Raw genomic sequence first — 22,153 nt, 5'->3', positions numbered from 1 at the left:
TTAGGCGTAAACGGGTAAAAGGTTTAACACGAATTGCACGAATTATCACGAATTTTTTGGTGTGGCTTCCGCAGTTTAATTAGTGAAAATTTGTGTAATTCGTGTTAAAAAAATAAGCAACGAATCGGTTGTTTTTATAAGAGCAATTTGTGTTTAGAAAAAGGCTTGGCACAAATTACACGAATTATCACGAATGTTTAAGTATGGCTTGCGCAGTTTAATTAGTGATAATTCGTGTAATTCGTGTTTAAAAAAAATACAGCAACGAATAGGCCTATATCACCATCGAACAAATCAATCCTGATTAGTTATTTTTAGAAATGCAATTTGTATTTTTGGGTCACTTAAAAATGCACAAATGAAAATTGTTATATCGCCTGCGAAGTCATTAAATTTCGAAAAAGAATTACCAACTACTCAATATACAGAACCGTCTTTTTTAAAGGAAGCCCGTGTGGTTCATAAAGTTTTAAAACCTAAAAAACCGGCAGATTTGGCTGTGTTAATGTCGATTTCCGAAAAATTAGCCGATCTGAACTGGCAGAGAAATCAAGTTTGGAAAACACCTTTCACTCCCGAAAATGCACGTCCGGCAGTTTATACTTTCGATGGCGATGTATATACCGGTTTGGATGCTTATACTCTTCCGTTAGAAAAGTTAGAGGTGCTGCAAGATAAACTGAGAATTTTATCAGGACTTTATGGAGTCTTAAAACCTTTGGATCTCATGCAGGCGTATCGTTTGGAAATGGGTACAAAACTACCAATAGAAGAGCATAAGAATCTACATGATTTTTGGAAAGGTCCCGTTACAAAAGCGCTGAATAAAGAACTGAAAAAAGGAGAGTTGTTTGTGAATTTAGCCAGTACTGAGTATTTCTCCGCTGTTGATGTTAAAAACTTGAAAGTTCCGGTAATTACCCCTGATTTTAAAGATTATAAAGACGGCAAATTAAAGATAATCAGTTTCTTCGCAAAGAAAGCAAGAGGAATGATGGTGCGTTACATTATCGACACCAATGCTGAAACGATAGATGATTTGAAAGGCTTTAATTATGAAGGGTATCAGTTTGATGCGAATCTTTCGAAAGGAAATCACCTGGTTTTTACGAGGTAGGTTTTTTTGTTAAAAGTTTAAAGTTTCAGGTTTCAGGTTTAATAGCCCCCAGCTTCAGCTGGTGGGACCAGGGGTGTTTTTCAAAAGGCTTTAGCCAAATTATTTAATTTGAAGACCTAAAATCTCATTATAGAATTTTCCGAAGTAAAAAAGCCGAATTCAAATTTTTGAATTCGGCTTTTTTAGTTTTGTTAAAAATTAATGCATTGCATCAGCAGGATTAATTTTGTTTTTTCCTTTTTTGATGAAAAATATAATCGGAATACAGCATAAGAACATGATTCCTAAATACATAAAAATATCAATGTATGACATTACTGTACTTTGTTTTAAAATAGCATAATCTATTGCCTGATAGGCCTTTTTAAGGGCGACATCGGCGCTATATCCTTTGGACATAAAAGCATGTTGCATTCCTGAAATACGTTGCTGCACATCATGATTTGCAGGATCTAAATTGTTGATCAGATTAACTCGGTGCTCTTGACTGAAACGGGTGATAAAAGTGGTGATAATGGCAATACCGAACGATCCTCCTAATTGACGCATCATTCCGGTAAAAGCAGCTCCTTCACCAATATGTTTCCCTTTTAAAGTCGAAAGCGAAAGTGTTGTGATTGGTACAAAAAGTAAACCTAATCCAATACCTCTTAAAATCAACGGCCAATACATATGTTCTACACCGGTATCAGGTGTCATACGGGTTTGCATCATAAAGGTAAAAAAGAAGAAGACTAAAAATCCAACTCCAACCATATACCCTTGCGGAACCCCTTTCTGTATCATGTTTCCAACAAATGGCATCATGATCGCTGTTGTAATCGAACCCGGAATCAATAATAGTCCCGCATCAGTTGCCGTCCATCCTAAAATGGACTGGGTGTAGATCGGGATAATCAATGTTGATCCGTATAAACCGAAACCTAGAATAAAACACATTACCGTTCCAATTCTTAGATTTCCATCTTTTAATACACTCAGATTTACAATCGGATATTTATAAGTAAGCTCTCTCCATATAAAAAGGACTAATCCAAAAACGGTAAGGACACTTAATCCTGTAATTAAGGGATCATTAAACCAGTCGTCTTGTTGTCCGTGTTCTAAAACAAATTGTAAAGAACCGATAAACGTTGCCAAAAGAATAATTCCCCACCAGTCTACCTGATTTGCTTTTAGTTTTTCTCCATATTTCGGACTTCTAACAAAAGTTAGTGCCAAAATAGTAGCAATAATTCCCAAAGGAATATTGATATAAAAGATATAAGGCCAAGAATAATTATCTACTAAATAACCTCCTAAAGGCGGACCTAAAGTTGGACCAACAATTACACCCATTCCATAAATAGCCTGTGCCATACCACGTTTTGCTACCGGATAACTTTCGGTAATAATGGTTTGAGCGGTTACCAGTAAGGCACCTCCACCCATACCTTGTACGAACCTGAAAGCTACCAGTTCCCAGATATTACTGGCATTTCCACATAAAAAGGAGCAGACCGTAAATAAGATGATAGAGGCCACAAAATAATTACGTCTTCCAAATTGCTGCGAAAGCCAGCTTGTCATCGGTATTACAATAACATTCGCAATGGCGTATGCTGTAATAACCCAGGCCACATCAGTCAAAGTAGCACCAAGGCTACCTCGCATGTCTGTTAGTGCTACGTTTACAATCGTGGTATCAACAATTTCCAGTAAGGCACAAAGTACCGCTGTAATCGTAATAATGACACGTCTGAAACCGTATTCTACTAAATCATCTTCTGCTTGTACTGCTGTTGCCATATTTTATTTCAAATGTACATCTACATCAACATTCATCCCCGGACGCAATAATTTTACTTTTTCAGGATCGTTTGATTGATCTAAACTGATTTTTACCGGTAGTCTTTGGATTGTTTTCACGAAGTTACCTGTAGCATTATCAGGAGGTAATAAAGAAAAACGAGATCCTGTTGCCGGTGAAAATGAAGTTACAACTCCTTTAAACTCATAGTTTGGATAAGCATCTACTTTTAAAGAAACTTTTTGCCCCACAACCATTTTGTTTAATTGTGTTTCTTTAAAGTTTGCTACAACCCAAGCTTCATTGTTATTGATGATATAAAATAAAGATTGTCCCGGTTGAACTAATTGTCCCGGCTGAATATCAACTTTAGAAACCTGACCGTCGATAGCAGCAGTTACAACCGTGTAAGTAAGGTTTAATTTCGCAACATCCAACATTGTTTTAGCTCTTTTAATATTGGCAGCTGCAACTTCTGTTTGTTTGTCAGAAGCCTTAGATTTTGATTCGATTACCGATTTTTGAAAAGAACTTGCTCTTTGTTGTTGTTGTAAAACACGTACCTGATTTTCTGCTTCTTCTTTTGCAGTCAAAGCTTGCTCATACTGTTGTTTTGTAATGGTATGTGTTTTGTACAAATTATTGTAACGGTTGTAATCGTTTGTAAGTTGTCTCAATCTTATTTTTGCACTTTCGATAGAACCACTTGCAGATTTCATGTTGGCATCTGAAACAGAAATGCTTGCGTAAGCACTTCCAATATCGGCTTTTGCAGCTTCGTATTGGCCTTCAGCGCCTAATACTGCAGCAGTAGCTTCGTCAATTTTTAATTGATAATCTCTTTTGTCAATAGTAAATAAAGTATCTCCTTTTTTTACAAAATCATTATCTTTTACATATACTTTGCTAACATAACCGGATACTCTCGGGATAATCGGGTTCATTTTTTTCTCAATCTGAGCATCATCCGTTTCTTCGTGAGCTAAAGAATGCATGTATTTTGTTATTCCGTAAGTTCCGCCCACTAAGACCAATACGGCTAGTATAATGATGAATTTAGTATTTGTTTTTTTCTTTTCCATGAGAGCTATCGATTATATTTTAGAAAGATTGAATGATTGTGATAATTGTCCTGATACTGAAAGTAATTCGTAATATTTTTGAATAATGGTTGCCTTAGACACAGCCGTATTGATTTTAGCGCTTAGATGTTCAACATCAGCTTCAACTAAATCATTGGTATCAGATAAACCATTATCAAATTTGTCTTTTACAAGTCTGTAGTTTTCTTCGGCCTGTTGTAATGCTTCATCATATACCACACTTTGATTGATTGCCAAGTCATAGTCCTCGATAGATTTCTGAACTTCAACTTTAATTCTATCCGTCATGATAGCCTCTGTGTTTTTTACTTCCAAAGCCTTGCTTTCAGCTGCTTTTACTGAAGCGCTGTTTTTTAGAATTCCCGATAAGTCATAAGATAAACCTACTCCAAAATTCATAGCATATTTTACGGTAATAAAATCTTTAAGGTCAAAAGCAGTGTAACCACCTAATAAAGCTAGTGTCGGATAATATCCTGATCTTGCAACCTTGATGTTTGCCTCACTTGCTTTTTGTTGAAAACGAATTGCTTCGAGATCTTTTCTGTTTTCAAGTGCCATTGCATCCGAAGTTGGTGCATTGTTTGTTTTTAGATTGAAGAAATCAGACTCGTTAACCTGAAGTTTTACGGTAGGATCTAATTTTAGTAAGGTCGTCAGGTAAAAATTGATGTTATTGAGGTTGTTATTTGCTTCATCAATAGATAATTGCGTTTTTGAAACCAATAATTGTGCTTTCAATAAATCATTTCGTGGGATGATTCCATTTTTCTCTAATTCTTTGAAATCAGTAACACGTTGTTTGGCTTGCTTCTGATTTTCGTTTAATAGATCTAATGTTTTCTGCGCTTTGTACAAAGCAGTGTAGTAAGTGATGACACGTAAGGCTACATCCTCTTTAGTTTTAGCCGCACTTGCAGTTTCAGCTTCGTAAAGATTATCGTAAGCGTTGATGCTGTTTTGAATTTTAAATCCGGAGAATATCGGCAGACTTAGAGTCGCCTGACCAAATAATACCTGATTGGGTGCCGGCATTGGCTCAGCACTTGCCTCGTCATTATGCATATCAATCGACGCTTTTGTTAAACGCTGGTATTGCCCCGCAATTTTAATATCGGGATATTGATTGTTTTTGACGTTTTGTAACTCGTATTTTTTTGAGTTTACCTTAGTGTTGGCAAGAGTAACTTCGTTACTTTTTTCCCAAGCCAGTTTAACGGCCTCGTCTAAGGTTAAACTTGTTTTTTCTTGAGCTTCTATTGATGAAATTCCGATAAAGAAAATCCCAAAGAGCATTAATTGACTAATTTTCATAAACAAGTAGCGCTTTTATAGTTTGTTGAATGTGATTTGTAAGACTGGTTTTAATGTAGGCATCATACTTCGCTTCGGTATCTAATTGAAGTAAATCCTGAAAGAATGTTTTATTCATATGAAAGTGGAAAAAAGTCCCCATTATAGTTGGAGTGATTAATGGAATGATAACATCTTTTCTAAAAACACCTTTTGCCTGTCCTTCCTGAATGATGCTTTCTACAAGTTTTAAATTCCCTTTTTTCAGTTCTGTAAAGGCTTGTAGATTCTCTTCTTTCTTTCTGGACGCAAATTCAAAGTGTAAAACTCTGAAAATCCCTTTGTTACAATTGATTCTGTGAATGTAAATTTCGATTAATTTATTGACTTTATCAATGGGTTCCAGATTTTCGTGTAATAAATTTTCAATTTTTAATTTCAGATCAGAAGTTTTGTAGATGATTAAAGACTCTAACAAACGGTCTTTAGAACCAAAATAATACGAAACCATGGCAATATTTATTTTTGCCGCTTTTGAGATGTCCCGTATGGATGTGCCTTCAAATCCTCGTTCAGAAAAAAGTTTTTCTGAGACTTCCAGAATCTGAATTTTTTTATCGTTTAATTCGATTTTAGACATGGTATTTTTCTAATAGAGTACAAAATTAAACAAGCGTTTAATTTAAACGCTTGTTTAATTTTATTTTAACAAAATATTAACATAACGTGAAGGGGAATTTTTATGAAAAATTATCATAAATAAAAATTGGTCTTAACGCTGAATTTCGAACTCAGTGTTAAGACCAACTGTACAAATATTTTTTCTCTGTGGATAAAAATACACCAAAGTATTTTTAGAGTATATAATTTTATAGTATGGAGTGAGAGTGTCCTCTTTTTCCATAATGGGAAAGATGTTTTTAGTTTTATTAACTTTATTACAAATACAGTAGAGGCATAAGTAACTAAGATTGCGATCAGAGCGTTTTAAATTTAAACGCCGTTTTTGATTTATAAACTAAAAAGAAATCTATCTGATTCCTCCAATAAATTCTTCAATTTTTCCACTTCCGCTTTCCGCTAAATGTTTGATAAAAGCACTTCCAATTATAGCCCCTTTTGCAAATTTGGTTGCTTGGGTAAAAGTTTCTTTATTCGAAATTCCAAAACCAACAATTTGTGGATTTTTTAGCTCCATGGCTGCGATTCTTTCGAAATAACTTTCTTGCGTATTTCCGAATCCTGCCTGAGAACCGGTTACACTTGCAGAACTTACCATATAAATGAATCCGTCTGAAACACTATCGATAAAACGAATGCGTTCCTCGGAAGTTTGCGGAGTAATCAACAGTACATTAATTAAACCGTATTTTTCGAGAATGGCTTTGTATTGGTCTGCATAAACATCAACCGGAAGATCCGGAATAATTAAACCATCGATACCAATTTCAGCACATTTTTTGCAGAACTCTTCAACCCCATATTGTAACATCGGATTGAAATACCCCATAATAATCAACGGAATTTTTACGCTTTCGCGAATGTTTTTCAGCTGATCGAAAAGAAGTTGTGTGGTCATTCCGTTATGCAAAGCCTGTGTAGAACTCGCCTGAATAGTTGGTCCATCAGCCAAAGGATCGCTGAAGGGCAGACCAATTTCAATTAGATCAACACCATTTTTTTCCAGATCCTGTATAATTTGAGCGGTGTCATTTAAGTTTGGATATCCCGCCGAAAAATAAATAGAGAGTATCTTTTTATCTTCTTGTAGTTTTTGAGTTATTCTGTTCATCTTAATGTCGTTTTATTTGATCCTAACCGATTTCAAAAATTGGTTAGCTATAGTGTTATATTTAGTCAACGATAATCTCACTTGTCCAATTATCATTTTTGTTTTCCAGTAGTAAAATACCGGAATCTGAATCGTTCATTTGGGCAACCAATTCTCCTTTGTTGTTCCAAAAAGCACTTTTTCCGGCAGAAGGAGTTCCCCAGGATTCCCCACTAAAATTGGCCATCAAAACATGCATCTGATGTTTCTGGGCATAACTTTGTAAATTCCGGTACGCATTCGGAATTCCGTTTGGAGTAAAGAAAATACTGGCGACATAAATCGAAGTTTCTTTTTTACTCGCATTTTCGGGATGTTGCGGATGGTCAGTATCGGCACAAATAGCAAATGAGATCTTTTGGTTTTCAAGGGTAACCGTCGGGTTGTAATCGAATGAAGGCTGGAAGAATTCGTCCTCGCCTTCATGCAGAAATTGCTTGGTATAAATAGAAACCGACTGGTCCGGAAAAATTATAAACTCCCCAATAAACATTCCCGTTTCAGTTTGAATCGGAGCTCCGGCAATAATTATGATATTATATTGAACCGCTAATTCTTTTAAATGATCAATTCTGGAATCATCTTTGGTAAAAGCCAGTTCCGCAGCATTTTCTCTTTCATAACCGGTAATCGACAGTTCGGGAAATGCGATTAAATTGGCGCCTTTTTCTCCGGCGATTTTGATCAGACGATAATGATCTATTAAATTGGAGTCGATATCTCCGCGTTTTGGTTTTGTTTGAGCTGCTGCTAAGATCATTTTGGTTGTTAATTATTCTTTATTATTTATACTTTTTAAAATTTTATCTGTTTAAAGGCCATTCAGATTTGATCTATATCGTTACATTTTTGCGATCATTAACTTTCAATATAAATCCACGCAATAGTTCCTGATTTCAGTGTTATTCGGACTCTTTTATACGCATTCGATTCAAATTGATCTGCTTTGGTTAGATCTTCGTTGGAAATTGTAAAAACAGTCCCTTTAATACAATCTGCAGGGTTTTCACTTGGTACCGCCACAAAATAGTCAGTCATACCAAATTCTTCTTCTATTTTCAGGTCTTTTAGTTTATAGGCCGTAAGCTGGTCTGCTTTTCCGGTCAATAATTTATTAAAAACCTGCATTTGAATTTCTTTTGAGCGTAAGGTTCCGTAAGAGAATATCTGTTCCATAATTATTATTTTTCTCGTTATTTGTTCGCGTCAAGGATCATTTCGTGAAGCAATTATTGTTGAGTTGTGTTTGTGATATTTTTTGTGAAATAGCAAAAGATCACGCAAACAGTCCGACCCTTGAGAACATGCAAATTACGATTTTTATTATAATTTAAAGTACTCGATGTAATTGTCTAAATCTTTGTCACCACGACCAGAAAGACTGATTACCACAACATCTGTAGGTTTGAATTTTTTCTGATCTAAAACGGCAAAGGCATGTGCACTTTCAATTGCCGGAATAATCCCTTCTAATTTGGTAAGTTCTAAACCGGCATTCATCGCTTCATCATCCGTTACAGAGAAAAATTCACCACGACCCGTTTGTGCCAAATGCGCGTGCATAGGACCAACTCCCGGATAATCCAGACCGGCAGAAATCGAGTAAGGTTCTGTAATTTGACCATCCGGAGTTTGCATCAAAAGGGTTTTGCAACCATGAATGATTCCTACTTTTCCTAATTTACTGGTGGCCGCACTGTGACCGCTGTCAACCCCTTTTCCGGCAGCTTCAACGGCGATAATACCTACTTCAGGTTCGTGTAAAAAGTGGTAATAGGTTCCGGCTGCATTGCTTCCTCCACCGATACAAGCGACCACGTAATCCGGATTCTCACGACCTTCTTTTTCTTTTAACTGCCATTTGATCTCTTCAGAAATAATGCTTTGAAAACGGGTTACCATATCCGGATAAGGATGCGGGCCAATAGCAGATCCGATGATATAATGAGTGTCAACTGGATTGTTGATCCAATCGCGGATGGCTTCGTTTGTAGCGTCCTTTAAAGTTTTTGAACCCGAAAGTGCCGGACGAACTTCTGCTCCAAGCATTTTCATACGGGCAACGTTTGGTGCCTGACGTGCGATGTCAATTTCACCCATGTACACAATACATTCAATCCCCATTAAGGCACAAACGGTTGCTGTAGCCACACCGTGCTGACCTGCACCGGTTTCTGCAATAATTCGTTTTTTACCCAAACGTTTGGCCACTAATATTTGTCCAATTGTATTGTTGACTTTGTGTGCCCCTGTATGATTTAAGTCTTCTCTTTTTAAATAAACCTTGGTATTGTATTTTTCAGACAAACGTTTGGCAAAATATAAAGGGCTAGGACGCCCTACATAATCTTTTAATAATTGATCGAATTCGGATTTAAAATCAGGCTCTGCTATAATTTTTAAATATTGCTGACGTAATTCTTCTACATTAGGATACAGCATTTCGGGAATGTAAGCCCCTCCAAATTCGCCGTAATAACCTTTTTCGTTAACATTATAATTCATTGTATAGTTGTTTAGGGTTTAAAGTAGCAGGTTTTAATTTTTTCTGAAACTTCTTTAATAGACTTGTGTTTTTTAATCCCGGTTCAATCTCAAATTTGCTGTTTACGTCAATAGCGTATATCGGAATTTTGAGGTCTTTTATCATTGGAATTTCTTCAATCCCAATTCCACCACTTAAGAAAAGGGGTTTCTCAGATTTATAATTTTCCAATATCTTCCAGTCGAAAGTGGTTCCGTTTCCGCCCGGTAATTTTCCTTTTGTATCAAATAGAAAATAGTGACAAACCTTTTCATAAGGCTCTAAAACGGTGAAATCAAAACTTTCATCAACAGAAAATACTTTAATGATTTCTGTATTGATGTCAATTCTGCCATCGATTTTAGCTTTTAACTCCTGACAAAATGCAACGGATTCTTTTCCATGTAACTGAACCGTTTGTAAATGGTATTTGTCGATTTTCGACATAATATTTTCAACGGTTTCGTCTACAAAAACGCCCGTTTTTTTAATTGTTTTAATCAGTTCCGGAATCGTTCCGTCAAAATAACGAGCAGATTTTTCCCAGAAAATAAATCCCATATAGTCGGGTAGGAGCGCTCCTACTTCAAGTATATTATCGAGATGTTTCATGCCACAGATCTTGAGTTTCATTTTTTTCTTTTTTTAACCGCAAAGGGCGCAAGGTTTTTTTATGTTGGTCTTTGTAAACGCTAAGTTCGCAAAGCTTTGTGTTTGTTTTTTTTGCTACGAATTACACGAATTTTCACGAATCGAATTGGCGTAAATTCGTGTAATTCGTGGCGAAACTTTTAGTTTCTATTTTTTTTGAAGCTTCTTAAAGCTTACGGCTTACAGCTGTGCAATAAATTCCGTTGCGGCTTTTCCGGCATCATCCGTTTTCATGAAATTTTCTCCAATTAAGAAGCCTTTGTATCCGTATGGTTTTAGTTCAGAAATGGCTTCAACGGACGAAATACCGCTTTCTGAAACTTTCACAAAATCATCCGGAATTTGCGATGCCAGTTGTTTGCTGAAATCCAGACTTACTTCAAAGGTCTTAAGGTTTCGATTGTTCACGCCAATCATGTCCAGCGTTGGCATAATTGATTTTTCTAATTCTTCCTGATTGTGAACTTCCAATAGAACTTCTAAACCTAATTTTTTAGCAAATTCAGACAACGTCTTGATTTCTTCACGAGTCAAAACGGCTGCAATCAGTAAAATCAAATCGGCACCAAATGCTTTGGCTTCCAAAATTTGGTATTCATCTACAATAAATTCTTTTCGCAAAAGCGGCAGATTTACAGAAGCTCTTGCCAAAAGTAAATCGTCAAGTGAACCACCAAAATATTTTCCATCGGTTAAAACAGAGATTCCACAAGCACCCGCATTTTCATATCCTTTCACCACTTCTTCTACCGTAAAATTGTGATTTATTACTGATTTTGAAGGAGAGCGGCGTTTGTGTTCTGCGATGATTCCCGTTGCACTTTGCTGTAACTTTTGACTTAAAGAAATCGTTTGTCTTTCAAAAAAAACAGAGATCTCCAATTGAGAAACCGGAATAATTGCCTTTTTAAGAACAACTTCTCGTTGTTTGTCGAATATTATTTTATCAAGTATATTCATTGTTGTTTGTTTCGGGGTTCAAGTTTAACGTTTCAAGTTTCAGGTTTAACGTTTCAACAACATGAAACCTGAAACAAAAAAAACTTGAAACTATTTTTTACTTACTTAATTCTTGTAATTTTTTTAGTGCTTTTAATCCTTTTCCGGAGAATAAACTTTCTTTGGCTTGTTTAAAACCTTCTTTCGCAGAGCATTTTGTTACGGTTGCAATGGCCATTGCGGCATTCGCACAAACAACATTATTCTGCGCTTCACTTCCTTTTCCGGAAATGATATTGGTAAACATATCTGCAGATTCTTCTATTGTTCTGCCACCTTCAATTTCTCTTTGTGATAAAAGACGAACTTTAAAATCTTCCGGTTTTAACATGCCTTCCATGTCACTAGTAATGATTTTTGTCGGACCGGTTAAGGAGATTTCATCATACCCGTCAAGCGAATGTAAAATCGTAAAATTTACATCGGTATTTTGGTATAAATAGGCATACATTCTGGCTAATTCTAAATTGAAAACGCCAACCAACTGGTTTTTAGGAAACGATGGGTTTACCATTGGTCCTAACATATTGAAGAAGGTTTTTACAGCCAGTTCTTTTCGTATCGGCCCGACATTTTTCATTGCAGGGTGAAACAAAGGGGCATGTAAAACACAAATTCCCGCCTGATCGATACATTTTTCTAAAAAATCGGGATCGCTGCTAAATTTAACTCCCATTTTCTCCATCACATTGCTTGATCCTGAAATAGAAGAAACACCATAATTTCCGTGTTTGGCTACTTTTATTCCGGCTCCCGCTGCAACGAAGGAAGCTAAAGTTGAGATATTGAAAGTGTCTTTTCCGTCACCTCCCGTACCACATAAATCGATGGCGTTGTAGGCAGATAAATCTACTTTAATACATAACTCCAATAAAGCTTCACGAAATCCCGAAAGCTCTTCAATCGTGATACTTCTCATCATAAACACGGTAAGGAATGCCGAAATCTGACTCGGATTATACGCCCCGCTTGAGATATTAATCAATACGTTTTTTGCCTCCTCCTTAGAAAGTACTTCGTGATTGATTAGTTTATTTAGTATATTTTTCATTTTTTTTTAAGTTGCTAAGGTTCTGAGATGCTGAGGTTCTGAGGTTTTGTTTCAAGTTTTAGGTTTCAGGTTTTACTGAGACTGAATACTGCGACTGAAAACTATCAATGTTCATTTCCTTGATAAATCCACATGGGTTCTGTTTTTCCGGCGCGTTCAAATCCGTTCTTTTTATAAAAATCAACCGATCTTCCATCTGCTGTTAGCATTTGCATGTGAAAATGACGGTATTTCTCTTGTAATTTATCTAAAATCATCTTTCCAATTCCTTTGCCCTGATATTCGGGAAGTATCAGTAAATGTGGGTAATAAACCGTTAAATGTCCATCAGAAATGGCATTTCCAAGTCCAACCAGTTTTTTTCCTTCCCAAGCGGTTATCAAAGTTTCGGAATTTAAAAGACCGTTGTATAATTCATTAGGTTTACTGGCCGAACTCCATTCATTTGCTTCGTAAAGCGCCAATACATCTTCGATTCTGATTTCTTTGGTTGCTAAAATTTCTATGTTCATTTTTTTTTAAAGTTGCTAAGGTTCTGAGATACTGAGGTTCTGAGGTTTTGTTTCAGGTTTCAAGTTTCAGGTTTCAGGTTTCACGTTCCAATAACCTGAAACTTGAAACTTGAAACAAAAAAAACATAACATTACCCCTTTATCCAATTCTCCAAAATCCTTTTTCCGTTTGGTGTTAACACACTTTCCGGATGAAACTGAACGCCTCTTACATCAAAAGTTTTATGTCTTAGCGACATGATTTGTCCGTTTTCATCGATTGAAGTGGCTTCTAAAACTTCCGGTAGATTGGCATCTACAACCCACGAATGGTAACGCCCTACTTCAAATTCACTACCCAAACCTTCAAACAAAATTTCATCAGAAACCACCGTTTTAACATTTGTGGCAACACCGTGATATACTTTGTCAAGGTTAGAAAGTGTTCCTCCAAAAACTTCTCCAATAGCCTGCTGTCCTAAACAAACGCCTAAAATGCTTTTGGTTGCTCCGTATTTTTGAATCACAGCTTTTAATAATCCTGCTTCATCCGGAATTCCAGGCCCCGGAGAAAGTAAAATTTTATCAAAAGAACTGATCTCATCGATATCAAATTCGTCGTTTCTGTAAACGGTAACTTCGCAATTTAAATCTTCCAGATAGTGTACAAGGTTGTAAGTGAAACTATCGTAATTGTCTATAACTAATATTTTTTTCATGATGTCTTTTTTGTTTTTGTTTCAGGTTTCAGGTTTCGCGTTCCAACAACTTGAAACAAGGAAAACATGAAACTTTTTTTGTTCTGTTTCAGGTTTCACGTTCCAACAACTTGAAACTTGAAACAAATAAAACGTGAAACTTTTTTTTATCTCTCTCTAACGTATTTCTCTACAATAACACGATCAACGCCTAATTTTTCTATTTTCTCAATTCCTTTTTGAATCAGGGTATCGTTTTTAACTTTTACCACAAACTCAAATTTGTTGTTTTCCCACTGACGGTTATTGAAATATTCCAAGTTTTCAGTGTAAACACTATCCTTTAAAGTATATTTTCCGCCTCCTCCAAAAAACACTGCCGCGGTTGAATCTTTTCCATTATTTAAATCATGATTAAAAAAAGCAAAGTGCGAACCGTTTATAATTTTAATCATTTTTGTTTTTGAATTGAAAGTAGAAAAAGTAGAATCCTTTTCTGTCGTTTCGGCGGATATTAAACGCCAGGTTCCTTCAATCAAGTTTTGTTTTTTATCTGAATTACAGGCTGAAATTGTGATTAATAGTACTAAGAGTGATAATGCTTTTTTCATTTTTATATTGTGGTTTTTATGGGTTGGTTTTTTTTGTTTCAAGTTTCAGGTTCTGAAAACTGCGACTGCGACTGCGACTGAGCACTAATTAATATCAAATTTTCTCTGCCATTTCCAAGGCTGTATTCAGTGCTTTTAGTTTGTTGTAGACCTCTTGCATTTCGCTTTCTTCGTCTGAGCTGGCTACAATTCCGGCTCCGGCTTGACAATGCAATTGATGGTTTTTACTGAGGAAAGTTCGAATCATGATGGCGTGATTAAAATTGCCTTCAAAGTCCATGAAGCCAATGGCGCCCCCGTAAAAGTTACGATTGGTTTTTTCGTAATTTTCAATCAGTTGTATGGCTCTGTGTTTTGGCGCTCCGCTTAAAGTTCCGGCTGGGAAAGTATCTGCGACAACCTGCATAGTGGTGGCTTTTTCATGTAAATGCCCGGTAACTTTTGAAACCAAATGAATGACATGAGAAAAGAACTGAACCTCTCTGTATTTCTCTACGTTGACATCGTGACCATTTCGACTTAAATCGTTTCGGGCCAAATCAACCAACATTACGTGTTCGCTGTTTTCTTTTTTATCTTCAGAAAGTTCTTTGGCCAAAAGGGCATCGCGTTCATCATTTCCGGTTCTTTTGAAGGTTCCGGCGATCGGGTGAATTTCGGCTTTTCGGTTTTTTACGATGATTTGTGCCTCAGGTGAAGAACCAAATATTTTGAAATCACCATAATCAAAAAAGAACAAATACGGAGAGGGGTTTATGCTGCGTAAAGCTCTGTAAACATTAAATTCGTCTCCTTTGAAACCCTGTGTGAAACGACGGGATAAAACCAGTTGAAATACATCACCACGGAAACAATGTTTTTTGGCTAAAGCCACATTATGTTTGAATTCTTCGTCAGTTAAATTTGAATATCCTTCTCCTTCTTTGGTGAATTTATAAGAAGCAATATTTCTGGATTGTAGTAATTGCTCAATTTCAGAAATGTTGTTTTTGTCGTCTACGCTGTGGCAAAATAGGTAAGCTTCATTTTTGAAGTGGTTAATGGCGATAATGTTCTGATAAACGGCATAGAATACATCGGGAATTGAAGTTGCATTGTCTTTTTTGGCAATGGAAACTTTTTCGAAATAACGAACGGCATCATAAGAAATGTATCCGAACAAACCATTATTGATGAATTTGAAATCGTTTTTTTCGGATTTAAACTGTTTTGAAAATTCCTGAATTATTTCCGGAATATTCGTCAAGCTATCAATTGAAATTGTTTCTGATGTTCCGTCAGGAAATGTTTTTGAAATGATTTCGTTTTCGATTTTGATGGTCGCAATCGGATTGCAGCAAACATAGGAGAAACTGTTGTCATTTCCGTGATAATCACTACTTTCCAATAATAGACTGTTTGGGAATTTATCTCTGATTTTAAAATAGATACTTACCGGCGTAATGGTATCGGCCAGAATTTGTTTGTAGTGTGTGTTGAGTATAAAAGGTTTCAATGTATTTAGTTTTTGTAGTTGATATTATTTTTTAAGTTCGATTTTTACCAAAAAAAAAGGCTTGTCGTCATGACAAGCCTTTTATATTTATAGTTTTTAAAGTACCATAGGAAGCTTCGTTCACGACGTTTGACGTAAATTCTTCCACCACCAAGTATTGTTTAAAATTGTTCTCATTTCTTTTTTTGTTGTGACAAAGATATAAATGTAATTTGAATTAGAACACATAAAATTTCAAAAAAAACTTTTCTTAATTTGGAAATTTGTTAAATTTTAAAATATTAAATGATTTTTAAGTGTCTAATTTCCAATTGCAATTGTGTTGTTTACGTTGGCTCTAAAGTCAGGATTCCCTTTGATATTGGGCGTTGTAAACAGTTCGCTGTTTTTTAGTTTGGAGTACCCGATAGCAAATTCCGGTTGGTCGTACCAATTTTGAAGTGATGTATTAGTACCACTGGATTCACTGGTAACTCCGCCATTACAATTGTTCGCTATTATACTTTTGAAGGTGATTTTGGATAAATTTACACTACCATTTCCGATATTTTCTTCTAATAATACAAAAGGAGAGAAGCCCGAAACAATACTATTGGTTAGGTTGAAAAAGGTATTTTCTTTTATATAAATGGATTCTCTGACTAATCCCTGATTGTTTTCTTCCAGATTGACCAGTGTAATGTTGCTGGCATTGATATGAGTCAGTTTTTTGCTCATATCTGTATTCTGGATTTTATCGTAAGAGTCTACTTCAAAACATCTTGATCCTGAAACGTCTGAAGAAAAAGGGTGGCGAATCGCGATACTGTTGCTAATGTTGATTTGAGCACCTTGTGTAAAATCAAAATCGTCATCGGTAGTTCGGTAAGAAATCAGATTGGAAAGGTTTAAATCGCCACCATAACATTCGAAAGAATCATCATTTGAATAGCTAATCTGAATGTTGTTAAGAACCGTTTTTCTTCCAACTCCGGCTAAAGAAAGACCGTTAAGTTCTTTAAGGGCGCTCAGTTTTCTTCCGGCATATTCAATTCGTACATATTTTAAAATCCCCGAATTATCTTCGGCATCGGGACCTCCGTAATGGTTTAAAAGAGGCTCTAAGTCAAAAGGCAAAGTATGTAGGCCGCCAAGCGTGTTGATAGGAGCTTTTCCTAGAACAATTATTCCGCCCCAATCGCCTGGACGTCTTTCTGTTTTTTCTTTGTTTGAAGTAAAAATGATTGGATCAGTTTCTAAACCTTCGGCCATAATTTTAGAGCCATTGGTGATTACAAGAGTTCCGCAGGTTTTATCGTCTCCACGGATTACCGTTCCGGGTTCTATGGTTAAAGTCGCATTATTGGTAACGTAAACCACACCAACTAATTGATAGGTATTGCGTTTTAGTAGTTTGGTGTCTTTGTTTATGGTTCCGGCAATGATGTTGGTAGCTTCATTATATTCGTTAGCGAAAGGCTTAAAATTAGTCCAATTGTTCATCCAGTTTGTAGTACCAATAATTCCTTTTTGCTGTTGTTGTGCGTGTAAAATAAAAGTGCTGATAAGGGTAATAATGACAAGGCATACTTTTGTTTTCATAACTATTTGATTTCTAGTTTTTGATTTTTTTAATTTGCTCAAAATTAGAAGGCCAATGTTAATCAACGTCCTGATGGATATTACCAAAGTGTTACATTACTATTACGAACGTTATTTTTTTGGAAATAGAATAAAAAAAAGTAGCCCCAATAGTACAAACTATTGAGGCCACCAGCATTTCTGAATTAGTATATCTGAAATATTAGAATTTTAAAGCTACAGTCAATTCGAAATCGTCATTGATCGTTTTGTCTCCTAAGTTTTCGAAGAAGTTACCAGAATTGTATTTGATATCGTATTTAGTTCTGTCTACTTTGAATGCAGTAGTTGCAGTGTTTCCTGCTACAGTAATATCAAAAGTTACCGGTTTAGTGATTCCTTTAATTGTTAAATCAGCCGTTACAGTATAAACGTCAGTTGCTTTAGCCGCTACAGTTTTGAAAACTAATTTTGCAGTTGGGAATTTTGCAGTTCCAAAGAAATCGTCCGCTTTTAAGTGACCGTTTAATTTTCCTTGGTATTCTCCTGTAATATCAGTTGCAGTTAATGAATTCATATCAACAGTAAAGCTACCACCAACTAGTTTTTTTCCTTTTAAAACAACAGCACCTTCTTTAAAGTTTACTGTTCCGGAGTGCTCTCCTGTTACTTTTTTACCTACCCATTTGATAGAAGACGCTTTTACGTCGATTTTCTTAGTTTGTGCGTTTACTGAAACGCTAGCTACTGCTACGAATAATGCTATTGCAATTGTCTTTAAATTTTTCATTTGTTAAAATGGATTTTGATTGTTATTAATAATTAAAGTGTGATAAATAATTCTTCGTTTGATTTTCGAACTTTTTTGTAATGCTGTGTGCTGTCTTCATCGTGTCTGTAACCTACAGTTGCAATTACAGATGCATTTAGACCTAATTTGTCAAATCCTAAGATTTCATTGACAGCAGTTGCATTAAAACCTTCCATTGGCGTAGCGTCAATTTTCAATTCAGCTGCAGCGTTCAATAAGTTTCCTAAAGCAAGATAAGTTTGTTTTGAAGTCCAGTTGTTTTTGGCTTCTTGAGGTAATCTGGAGATTGCTCCTTTCATCATATCACTAAATCCGGCTAATGCATCGGTAGGAACGCCTCTTGTTTCGCTGATGGTGTTGATATAGTTGTCTACTGATTCTGCTCCTGTATTGGTATCATTTGCAAAAACAAATAGGTGAGAAGCATCTGTAATTTGAGTTTGCCCGAAAGCGACTCCTTTTAATTGCTCTCTTAATTCCGGATTTTCAATTATTACTACTTTATAAGGTTGTAATCCGTAAGAAGAGGCACTTAGTCTGACGGCTTCTTTTAGGGTATTTAAATCTGCTTCTGCTATTTTTTTGGTTGCATCAAATTGTTTTGTTGCATATCTCCAATTTTGATTTTCTAAGAAAGTGCTCATAATATTAATTGTGTTGATTGCGGTATTTTTCTAATAATTGATTTAATAATTCTAATTCTTCCGGTTCCACATTCTGAGCAAACGTCTGCTCGTGGTTGTCTACTTTCGGATCTAGCTCTTTTAATGTATCTAATCCCTTTTGGGTAATTAAAACTTCTATTTTTCTTCGGTTGTTCGGGCAAACATTTCTTGTTACCAGTTCTTTTAGTAACAATTTGTCTACCAGACGGGTGGTGTTACTGGTTTTGGCCAGCATACGCTCCTGGATCACACACATATTAGCGGGATTTCCTTTTTGCCCTCTTAGTATGCGCAACACGTTATATTGTTCTCCTGACAGATCATATGGTTTTAATATTTCATTAAAATGATCCTGAATCACATTTTGCGTGTACATAATATTCAGAATAACCTTTCTCGCATTATCCATCTTAACTGTACTTTTAATAACCTCTTCAATCGTCATAGTCGTAAGTGTATAATTTGTATATACAAATGTATATCTTTTAATAGTTGTATATACAAGTGTTGTGTTAATTTTTAGTTAATTTTATTAAAGGGTTGGTTTAGAAGTAAGTTTCAAATTTTGAATACCGGAATAAATGTAAGTTGTTTTTATGGTTTAAAGTGTTGTACAGATGTTATTTAATTGTTTTTTTATATAAAGTAAAACAAATACCCCGAACGTTTTTTAAAACGATCGGGGTATTTGTTTCGTAACTATTAAACAAACCTGACAGGTTTTTAAAACCTGTCAGGTTTAAATATAAATATAAATTTAAATAAAAAATTTAATGAGGAAGTTTGTCCTTTAACAACCCATAAACCCAGGTTCCTGCAATGGCGCTAACCAAAGTAACCACAATTACAGTTACTCCGGTACCAATTTGCGCAAAAAGAGGACCCGGACAAGCACCGGTAATAGCCCATCCGAAACCAAACAAGAGGCCACCATAAATTTGTCCTTTGTTGAATGTTTTAGGCTGAATTTCGATTTTTTCGCCTTGAATGGTTTTGATATCGAATTTTTTAATCAACCAGACTGATATAATACCGACCATAACGGCACTTCCGATTACGCCGTACATAAAGAAAGATTGTAACTGAAACATTTCCTGAATACGGTACCAGCTGATGATTTCAGCCTTTACGAATACAATTCCAAAAAAGATTCCAACGATCAGGTATTTTAGATTAGAGAATGCAGAATCTTTCAATTGACTTCCGTTGATTCCTTCTGTATCGGTATTTTTATTTTCTAGATTAGAATGTGTCATTTTAAAAATATTAAAGTGAAAAAATATAAGGAAGAATCAAATTGGCCATAGCAAAACCGCCAACCATAAAACAGATTGTGGCAACTAAAGAAGGCCATTGTAAATTTGAGATTCCCATAATGGCATGACCACTCGTGCATCCTCCCGCATAACGCGTTCCGAAACCAACTAAAAATCCACCCACTACAATCATAATAAATCCACGAAGTGTGAACAAACTTTCCCACGAAAAAAGCTGTGCAGGCAATAAACCCGAATGATCTGTAATACCATAAGTGGCTAACTGCTCTGAAAGTGCAGGAGTAATTTGAACCGCATTTGGATTTGATAAAAATGCTGTTGCAAGTATACCGCCTAAAAATATTCCGAAAACGAACAATAAATTCCAGCTTTCTTTTTTCCAATCGTACTTAAAAAAAGAAATATTGGCAGGAATACAAGCCGCGCAAATATGTCGCAACGACGAACTGATTCCGAAAGATTTATTTCCGATGATTAATAATATAGGAACCGTTAATCCTATTAAAGGGCCTGCAACGTACCAAGGCCAAGGTTGTTGTATAATTTCGAGCATGATTTTTTTTGAGTTTCTGAGTTACTAAGTAGCTGAGGTTCTAAGTTAAAAATTTCTAAGCACAAAAATTTAGAAACTTAGTGACTCAGAGTCTTAGCCCCTTCAATTATTATAATACTTTACTTTGACAAATAAAATCCGATTTTGGGATTTCAGTTTTAGAAATTGCTCCAAAACCACCTTCAACTTCGGAAAAGTTTCTAAAACCACGTGCCTGCAAAATCGAAGCCGCAATCATACTGCGATAACCTCCGGCACAATGCAGGTAAAAATGCTCATTCGGATTAATGTCTTTTACCCAGTCATTAATATAAGCAAGTGGTTTGCTGTAGGCATCTTCAATATGTTCAGCAGCGTATTCTGTTTCTTTACGGATGTCTATTACCTTGTCTTTGGCAATATTAAACTCACTTGCAAATTGTGCAGCAGTAATTCGGTTTACAGTATCTACTTCGAAACCGGCATTTTGCCAGGCTTCAAAACTGCCTTCCAAATGACCTATAATAGTATCAAAACCAACGCGACTTAAACGGGTTACGGTTTCTTCTTCTAATCCTTTTTCGGTAACCAATATAATAGGTTGTTTTACATTGGCTATTAAAGTTCCAACCCACGGAGCAAAATCACCATTGATTCCGATATTAATAGACTGTGGAATAAATCCTTTGCTGAAATCGGCAGCACTTCTGGTGTCCAGAATTAAAGCCCCGGTTTCTTCGGCAACAGCTTCAAAATCTTTTGGGTCTATTGCTTTCATTCCGTTATTCAAAACTGACTCAAAGCTTTCGTAGCCATTTTTATTCATAGCAACATTCATACTAAAATAGGCGGGTGGAGGTAATAATCCATCCGTTACCTCAGTAATGAATTCTGTTTCCGTCATATTGGCGCGCAAAGCATAATTGGTTGCTTTTTGATTTCCAATCGTAGAAACAGTTTCTTTACTCATGTTTTTACCACAAGCACTTCCGGCACCATGTGCAGGATATACAATAACATCATCTGCCAGTGTCATGATTTTATCTCTTAGCGAATGAAACAAAATTCCGGCCAATTGATCCTGTGTCATTCCGGCCGCTTTTTGTGCTAAATCTGGTCGCCCCACATCCCCGATAAATAAAGTATCTCCCGAGAAAATAGCATGGTCTTTTCCGTTTTCATCAATTAACAAATACGTGGTGCTTTCCATCGTGTGACCCGGAGTATGCAACACTTTTATGGTAGTAGTTCCGATTTTAAATTCTTGCCCGTCTTTTGCAGAAATGCAATCAAATTCACATACCGCATTTGGTCCGTAAACAATAGGAGCTTGCGTTTCTTTGCTTAAGTCAACGTGACCTGAAACAAAATCAGCATGAAAATGAGTTTCAAAAATATATTTCAGTTTTACTCCATCGCGTTCCAAACGATCTAAATAAGGCTGAATTTCTCTAAGCGGATCAATAATGGCCGCTTCGCCATTTGAAGTGATATAGTAGGCACCTTGTGCTAAACATCCGGTGTAAATTTGTTCTATTTTCATGATATGCAATCTAAAATAATGTGGCACAAAGGTAACTTTGTTTTTTTGGAAAATAAGTGACTAATGTTACAGAAATTTGTTTTTTGTGCAAATACGAAAAAAAATAAATCTG

Annotated in this window: 23 protein-coding genes; 1 reads left to right on the top strand and 22 read right to left on the bottom strand. The window is 35.9% G+C overall.

Annotated elements, in window-relative coordinates:
• Positions 1 to 358 precede the first annotated feature (358 nt).
• A complete protein-coding gene (yaaA, locus tag ACHRV3_RS19500; RefSeq protein ID WP_230002907.1) occupies positions 359 to 1,117 on the top strand; it encodes a peroxide stress protein YaaA in 759 nt (252 codons plus the stop codon).
• A gap of 198 nt (positions 1,118 to 1,315) precedes the next feature.
• Here yaaA and ACHRV3_RS19495 read toward each other — a convergent pair whose 3' ends face one another.
• From ACHRV3_RS19495 to ACHRV3_RS19390, 22 genes are all read right to left on the bottom strand, one after another.
• Positions 1,316 to 2,905, bottom strand: coding sequence for an MDR family MFS transporter (locus ACHRV3_RS19495; RefSeq protein WP_047778629.1), 1,590 nt, complete (start codon positions 2,903 to 2,905; stop codon positions 1,316 to 1,318).
• A 3-nt stretch (positions 2,906 to 2,908) separates the two neighbouring features.
• The gene (locus ACHRV3_RS19490; protein WP_047778630.1) at positions 2,909 to 3,988 is read right to left on the bottom strand and encodes an HlyD family secretion protein; all 1,080 of its coding nucleotides are present in this window, start codon (positions 3,986 to 3,988) and stop codon (positions 2,909 to 2,911) included.
• A 12-nt stretch (positions 3,989 to 4,000) separates the two neighbouring features.
• A complete protein-coding gene (locus ACHRV3_RS19485) occupies positions 4,001 to 5,323 on the bottom strand; it encodes a TolC family protein (RefSeq protein ID WP_395427451.1) in 1,323 nt (440 codons plus the stop codon).
• Positions 5,313 to 5,942 carry a TetR/AcrR family transcriptional regulator gene (locus ACHRV3_RS19480; RefSeq protein WP_047778632.1) on the bottom strand — a complete coding sequence of 210 codons (630 nt, stop codon included), beginning with the start codon at positions 5,940 to 5,942 and terminating at the stop codon, positions 5,313 to 5,315. Before ACHRV3_RS19480 ends, ACHRV3_RS19485 begins: the two co-directional genes overlap by 11 nt.
• A gap of 390 nt (positions 5,943 to 6,332) precedes the next feature.
• Positions 6,333 to 7,094: a tryptophan synthase subunit alpha gene (trpA, locus tag ACHRV3_RS19475; RefSeq protein ID WP_395435584.1), complete on the bottom strand. Its 762-nt coding sequence runs from the start codon at positions 7,092 to 7,094 to the stop codon at positions 6,333 to 6,335.
• 61 nt (positions 7,095 to 7,155) lie between these two features.
• A complete protein-coding gene (locus ACHRV3_RS19470; RefSeq protein WP_395435583.1) occupies positions 7,156 to 7,893 on the bottom strand; it encodes a carbon-nitrogen hydrolase family protein in 738 nt (245 codons plus the stop codon).
• A gap of 98 nt (positions 7,894 to 7,991) precedes the next feature.
• Positions 7,992 to 8,309: a gamma-glutamylcyclotransferase family protein gene (locus ACHRV3_RS19465; RefSeq protein WP_047778635.1), complete on the bottom strand. Its 318-nt coding sequence runs from the start codon at positions 8,307 to 8,309 to the stop codon at positions 7,992 to 7,994.
• Positions 8,310 to 8,456: 147 nt separating this feature from the next.
• Positions 8,457 to 9,638, bottom strand: a complete 1,182-nt coding sequence (gene trpB / locus ACHRV3_RS19460) for a tryptophan synthase subunit beta (RefSeq protein ID WP_395427453.1) — start codon at positions 9,636 to 9,638, stop codon at positions 8,457 to 8,459.
• On the bottom strand, positions 9,628 to 10,290 hold the full coding sequence (locus ACHRV3_RS19455) for a phosphoribosylanthranilate isomerase (RefSeq protein WP_395435582.1): 663 nt from the start codon (positions 10,288 to 10,290) through the stop codon (positions 9,628 to 9,630). The genes trpB and ACHRV3_RS19455 overlap by 11 nt, the downstream gene beginning before the upstream one ends.
• Before the next feature lie 198 nt (positions 10,291 to 10,488).
• Positions 10,489 to 11,268, bottom strand: a complete 780-nt coding sequence (trpC, locus tag ACHRV3_RS19450; protein ID WP_395435581.1) for an indole-3-glycerol phosphate synthase TrpC — start codon at positions 11,266 to 11,268, stop codon at positions 10,489 to 10,491.
• 97 nt (positions 11,269 to 11,365) lie between these two features.
• Positions 11,366 to 12,358 (bottom strand): anthranilate phosphoribosyltransferase, encoded by a 993-nt coding sequence (gene trpD / locus ACHRV3_RS19445; protein WP_047778639.1) that lies wholly within the window; start codon positions 12,356 to 12,358, stop codon positions 11,366 to 11,368.
• Positions 12,359 to 12,462: 104 nt separating this feature from the next.
• The gene (locus ACHRV3_RS19440; protein ID WP_395435580.1) at positions 12,463 to 12,870 is read right to left on the bottom strand and encodes a GNAT family N-acetyltransferase; all 408 of its coding nucleotides are present in this window, start codon (positions 12,868 to 12,870) and stop codon (positions 12,463 to 12,465) included.
• Positions 12,871 to 13,001: 131 nt separating this feature from the next.
• Positions 13,002 to 13,568, bottom strand: a complete 567-nt coding sequence (locus ACHRV3_RS19435; RefSeq protein WP_230002899.1) for an aminodeoxychorismate/anthranilate synthase component II — start codon at positions 13,566 to 13,568, stop codon at positions 13,002 to 13,004.
• 146 nt (positions 13,569 to 13,714) lie between these two features.
• Positions 13,715 to 14,158 (bottom strand): hypothetical protein, encoded by a 444-nt coding sequence (locus ACHRV3_RS19430; protein WP_395435579.1) that lies wholly within the window; start codon positions 14,156 to 14,158, stop codon positions 13,715 to 13,717.
• 94 nt (positions 14,159 to 14,252) lie between these two features.
• Positions 14,253 to 15,653, bottom strand: coding sequence for an anthranilate synthase component I family protein (locus ACHRV3_RS19425; protein ID WP_395427455.1), 1,401 nt, complete (start codon positions 15,651 to 15,653; stop codon positions 14,253 to 14,255).
• Positions 15,654 to 15,953: 300 nt separating this feature from the next.
• On the bottom strand, positions 15,954 to 17,234 hold the full coding sequence (locus ACHRV3_RS19420) for a hypothetical protein (protein ID WP_395435578.1): 1,281 nt from the start codon (positions 17,232 to 17,234) through the stop codon (positions 15,954 to 15,956).
• 202 nt (positions 17,235 to 17,436) lie between these two features.
• On the bottom strand, positions 17,437 to 18,003 hold the full coding sequence (locus ACHRV3_RS19415) for a YceI family protein (RefSeq protein ID WP_395435577.1): 567 nt from the start codon (positions 18,001 to 18,003) through the stop codon (positions 17,437 to 17,439).
• A gap of 32 nt (positions 18,004 to 18,035) precedes the next feature.
• Positions 18,036 to 18,668, bottom strand: a complete 633-nt coding sequence (locus ACHRV3_RS19410) for an NAD(P)H-dependent oxidoreductase (RefSeq protein WP_395435576.1) — start codon at positions 18,666 to 18,668, stop codon at positions 18,036 to 18,038.
• Positions 18,669 to 18,672: 4 nt separating this feature from the next.
• Positions 18,673 to 19,134, bottom strand: coding sequence for a MarR family winged helix-turn-helix transcriptional regulator (locus ACHRV3_RS19405; RefSeq protein ID WP_047778645.1), 462 nt, complete (start codon positions 19,132 to 19,134; stop codon positions 18,673 to 18,675).
• Positions 19,135 to 19,459: 325 nt separating this feature from the next.
• Positions 19,460 to 19,945, bottom strand: coding sequence for a DUF6691 family protein (locus ACHRV3_RS19400; RefSeq protein ID WP_047778646.1), 486 nt, complete (start codon positions 19,943 to 19,945; stop codon positions 19,460 to 19,462).
• A 10-nt stretch (positions 19,946 to 19,955) separates the two neighbouring features.
• Positions 19,956 to 20,519, bottom strand: a complete 564-nt coding sequence (locus tag ACHRV3_RS19395; RefSeq protein WP_395435575.1) for a YeeE/YedE family protein — start codon at positions 20,517 to 20,519, stop codon at positions 19,956 to 19,958.
• 109 nt (positions 20,520 to 20,628) lie between these two features.
• On the bottom strand, positions 20,629 to 22,041 hold the full coding sequence (locus ACHRV3_RS19390) for a rhodanese-like domain-containing protein (protein ID WP_395435574.1): 1,413 nt from the start codon (positions 22,039 to 22,041) through the stop codon (positions 20,629 to 20,631).
• Positions 22,042 to 22,153: the final 112 nt, after the last annotated feature.

Origin of the sequence: Flavobacterium sp. FlaQc-49, from assembly GCF_044005985.1 — a bacterium.
GTDB lineage: Bacteria > Bacteroidota > Bacteroidia > Flavobacteriales > Flavobacteriaceae > Flavobacterium > Flavobacterium cupriresistens.
This window is presented reverse-complemented; position numbering and strand designations above follow the sequence as displayed.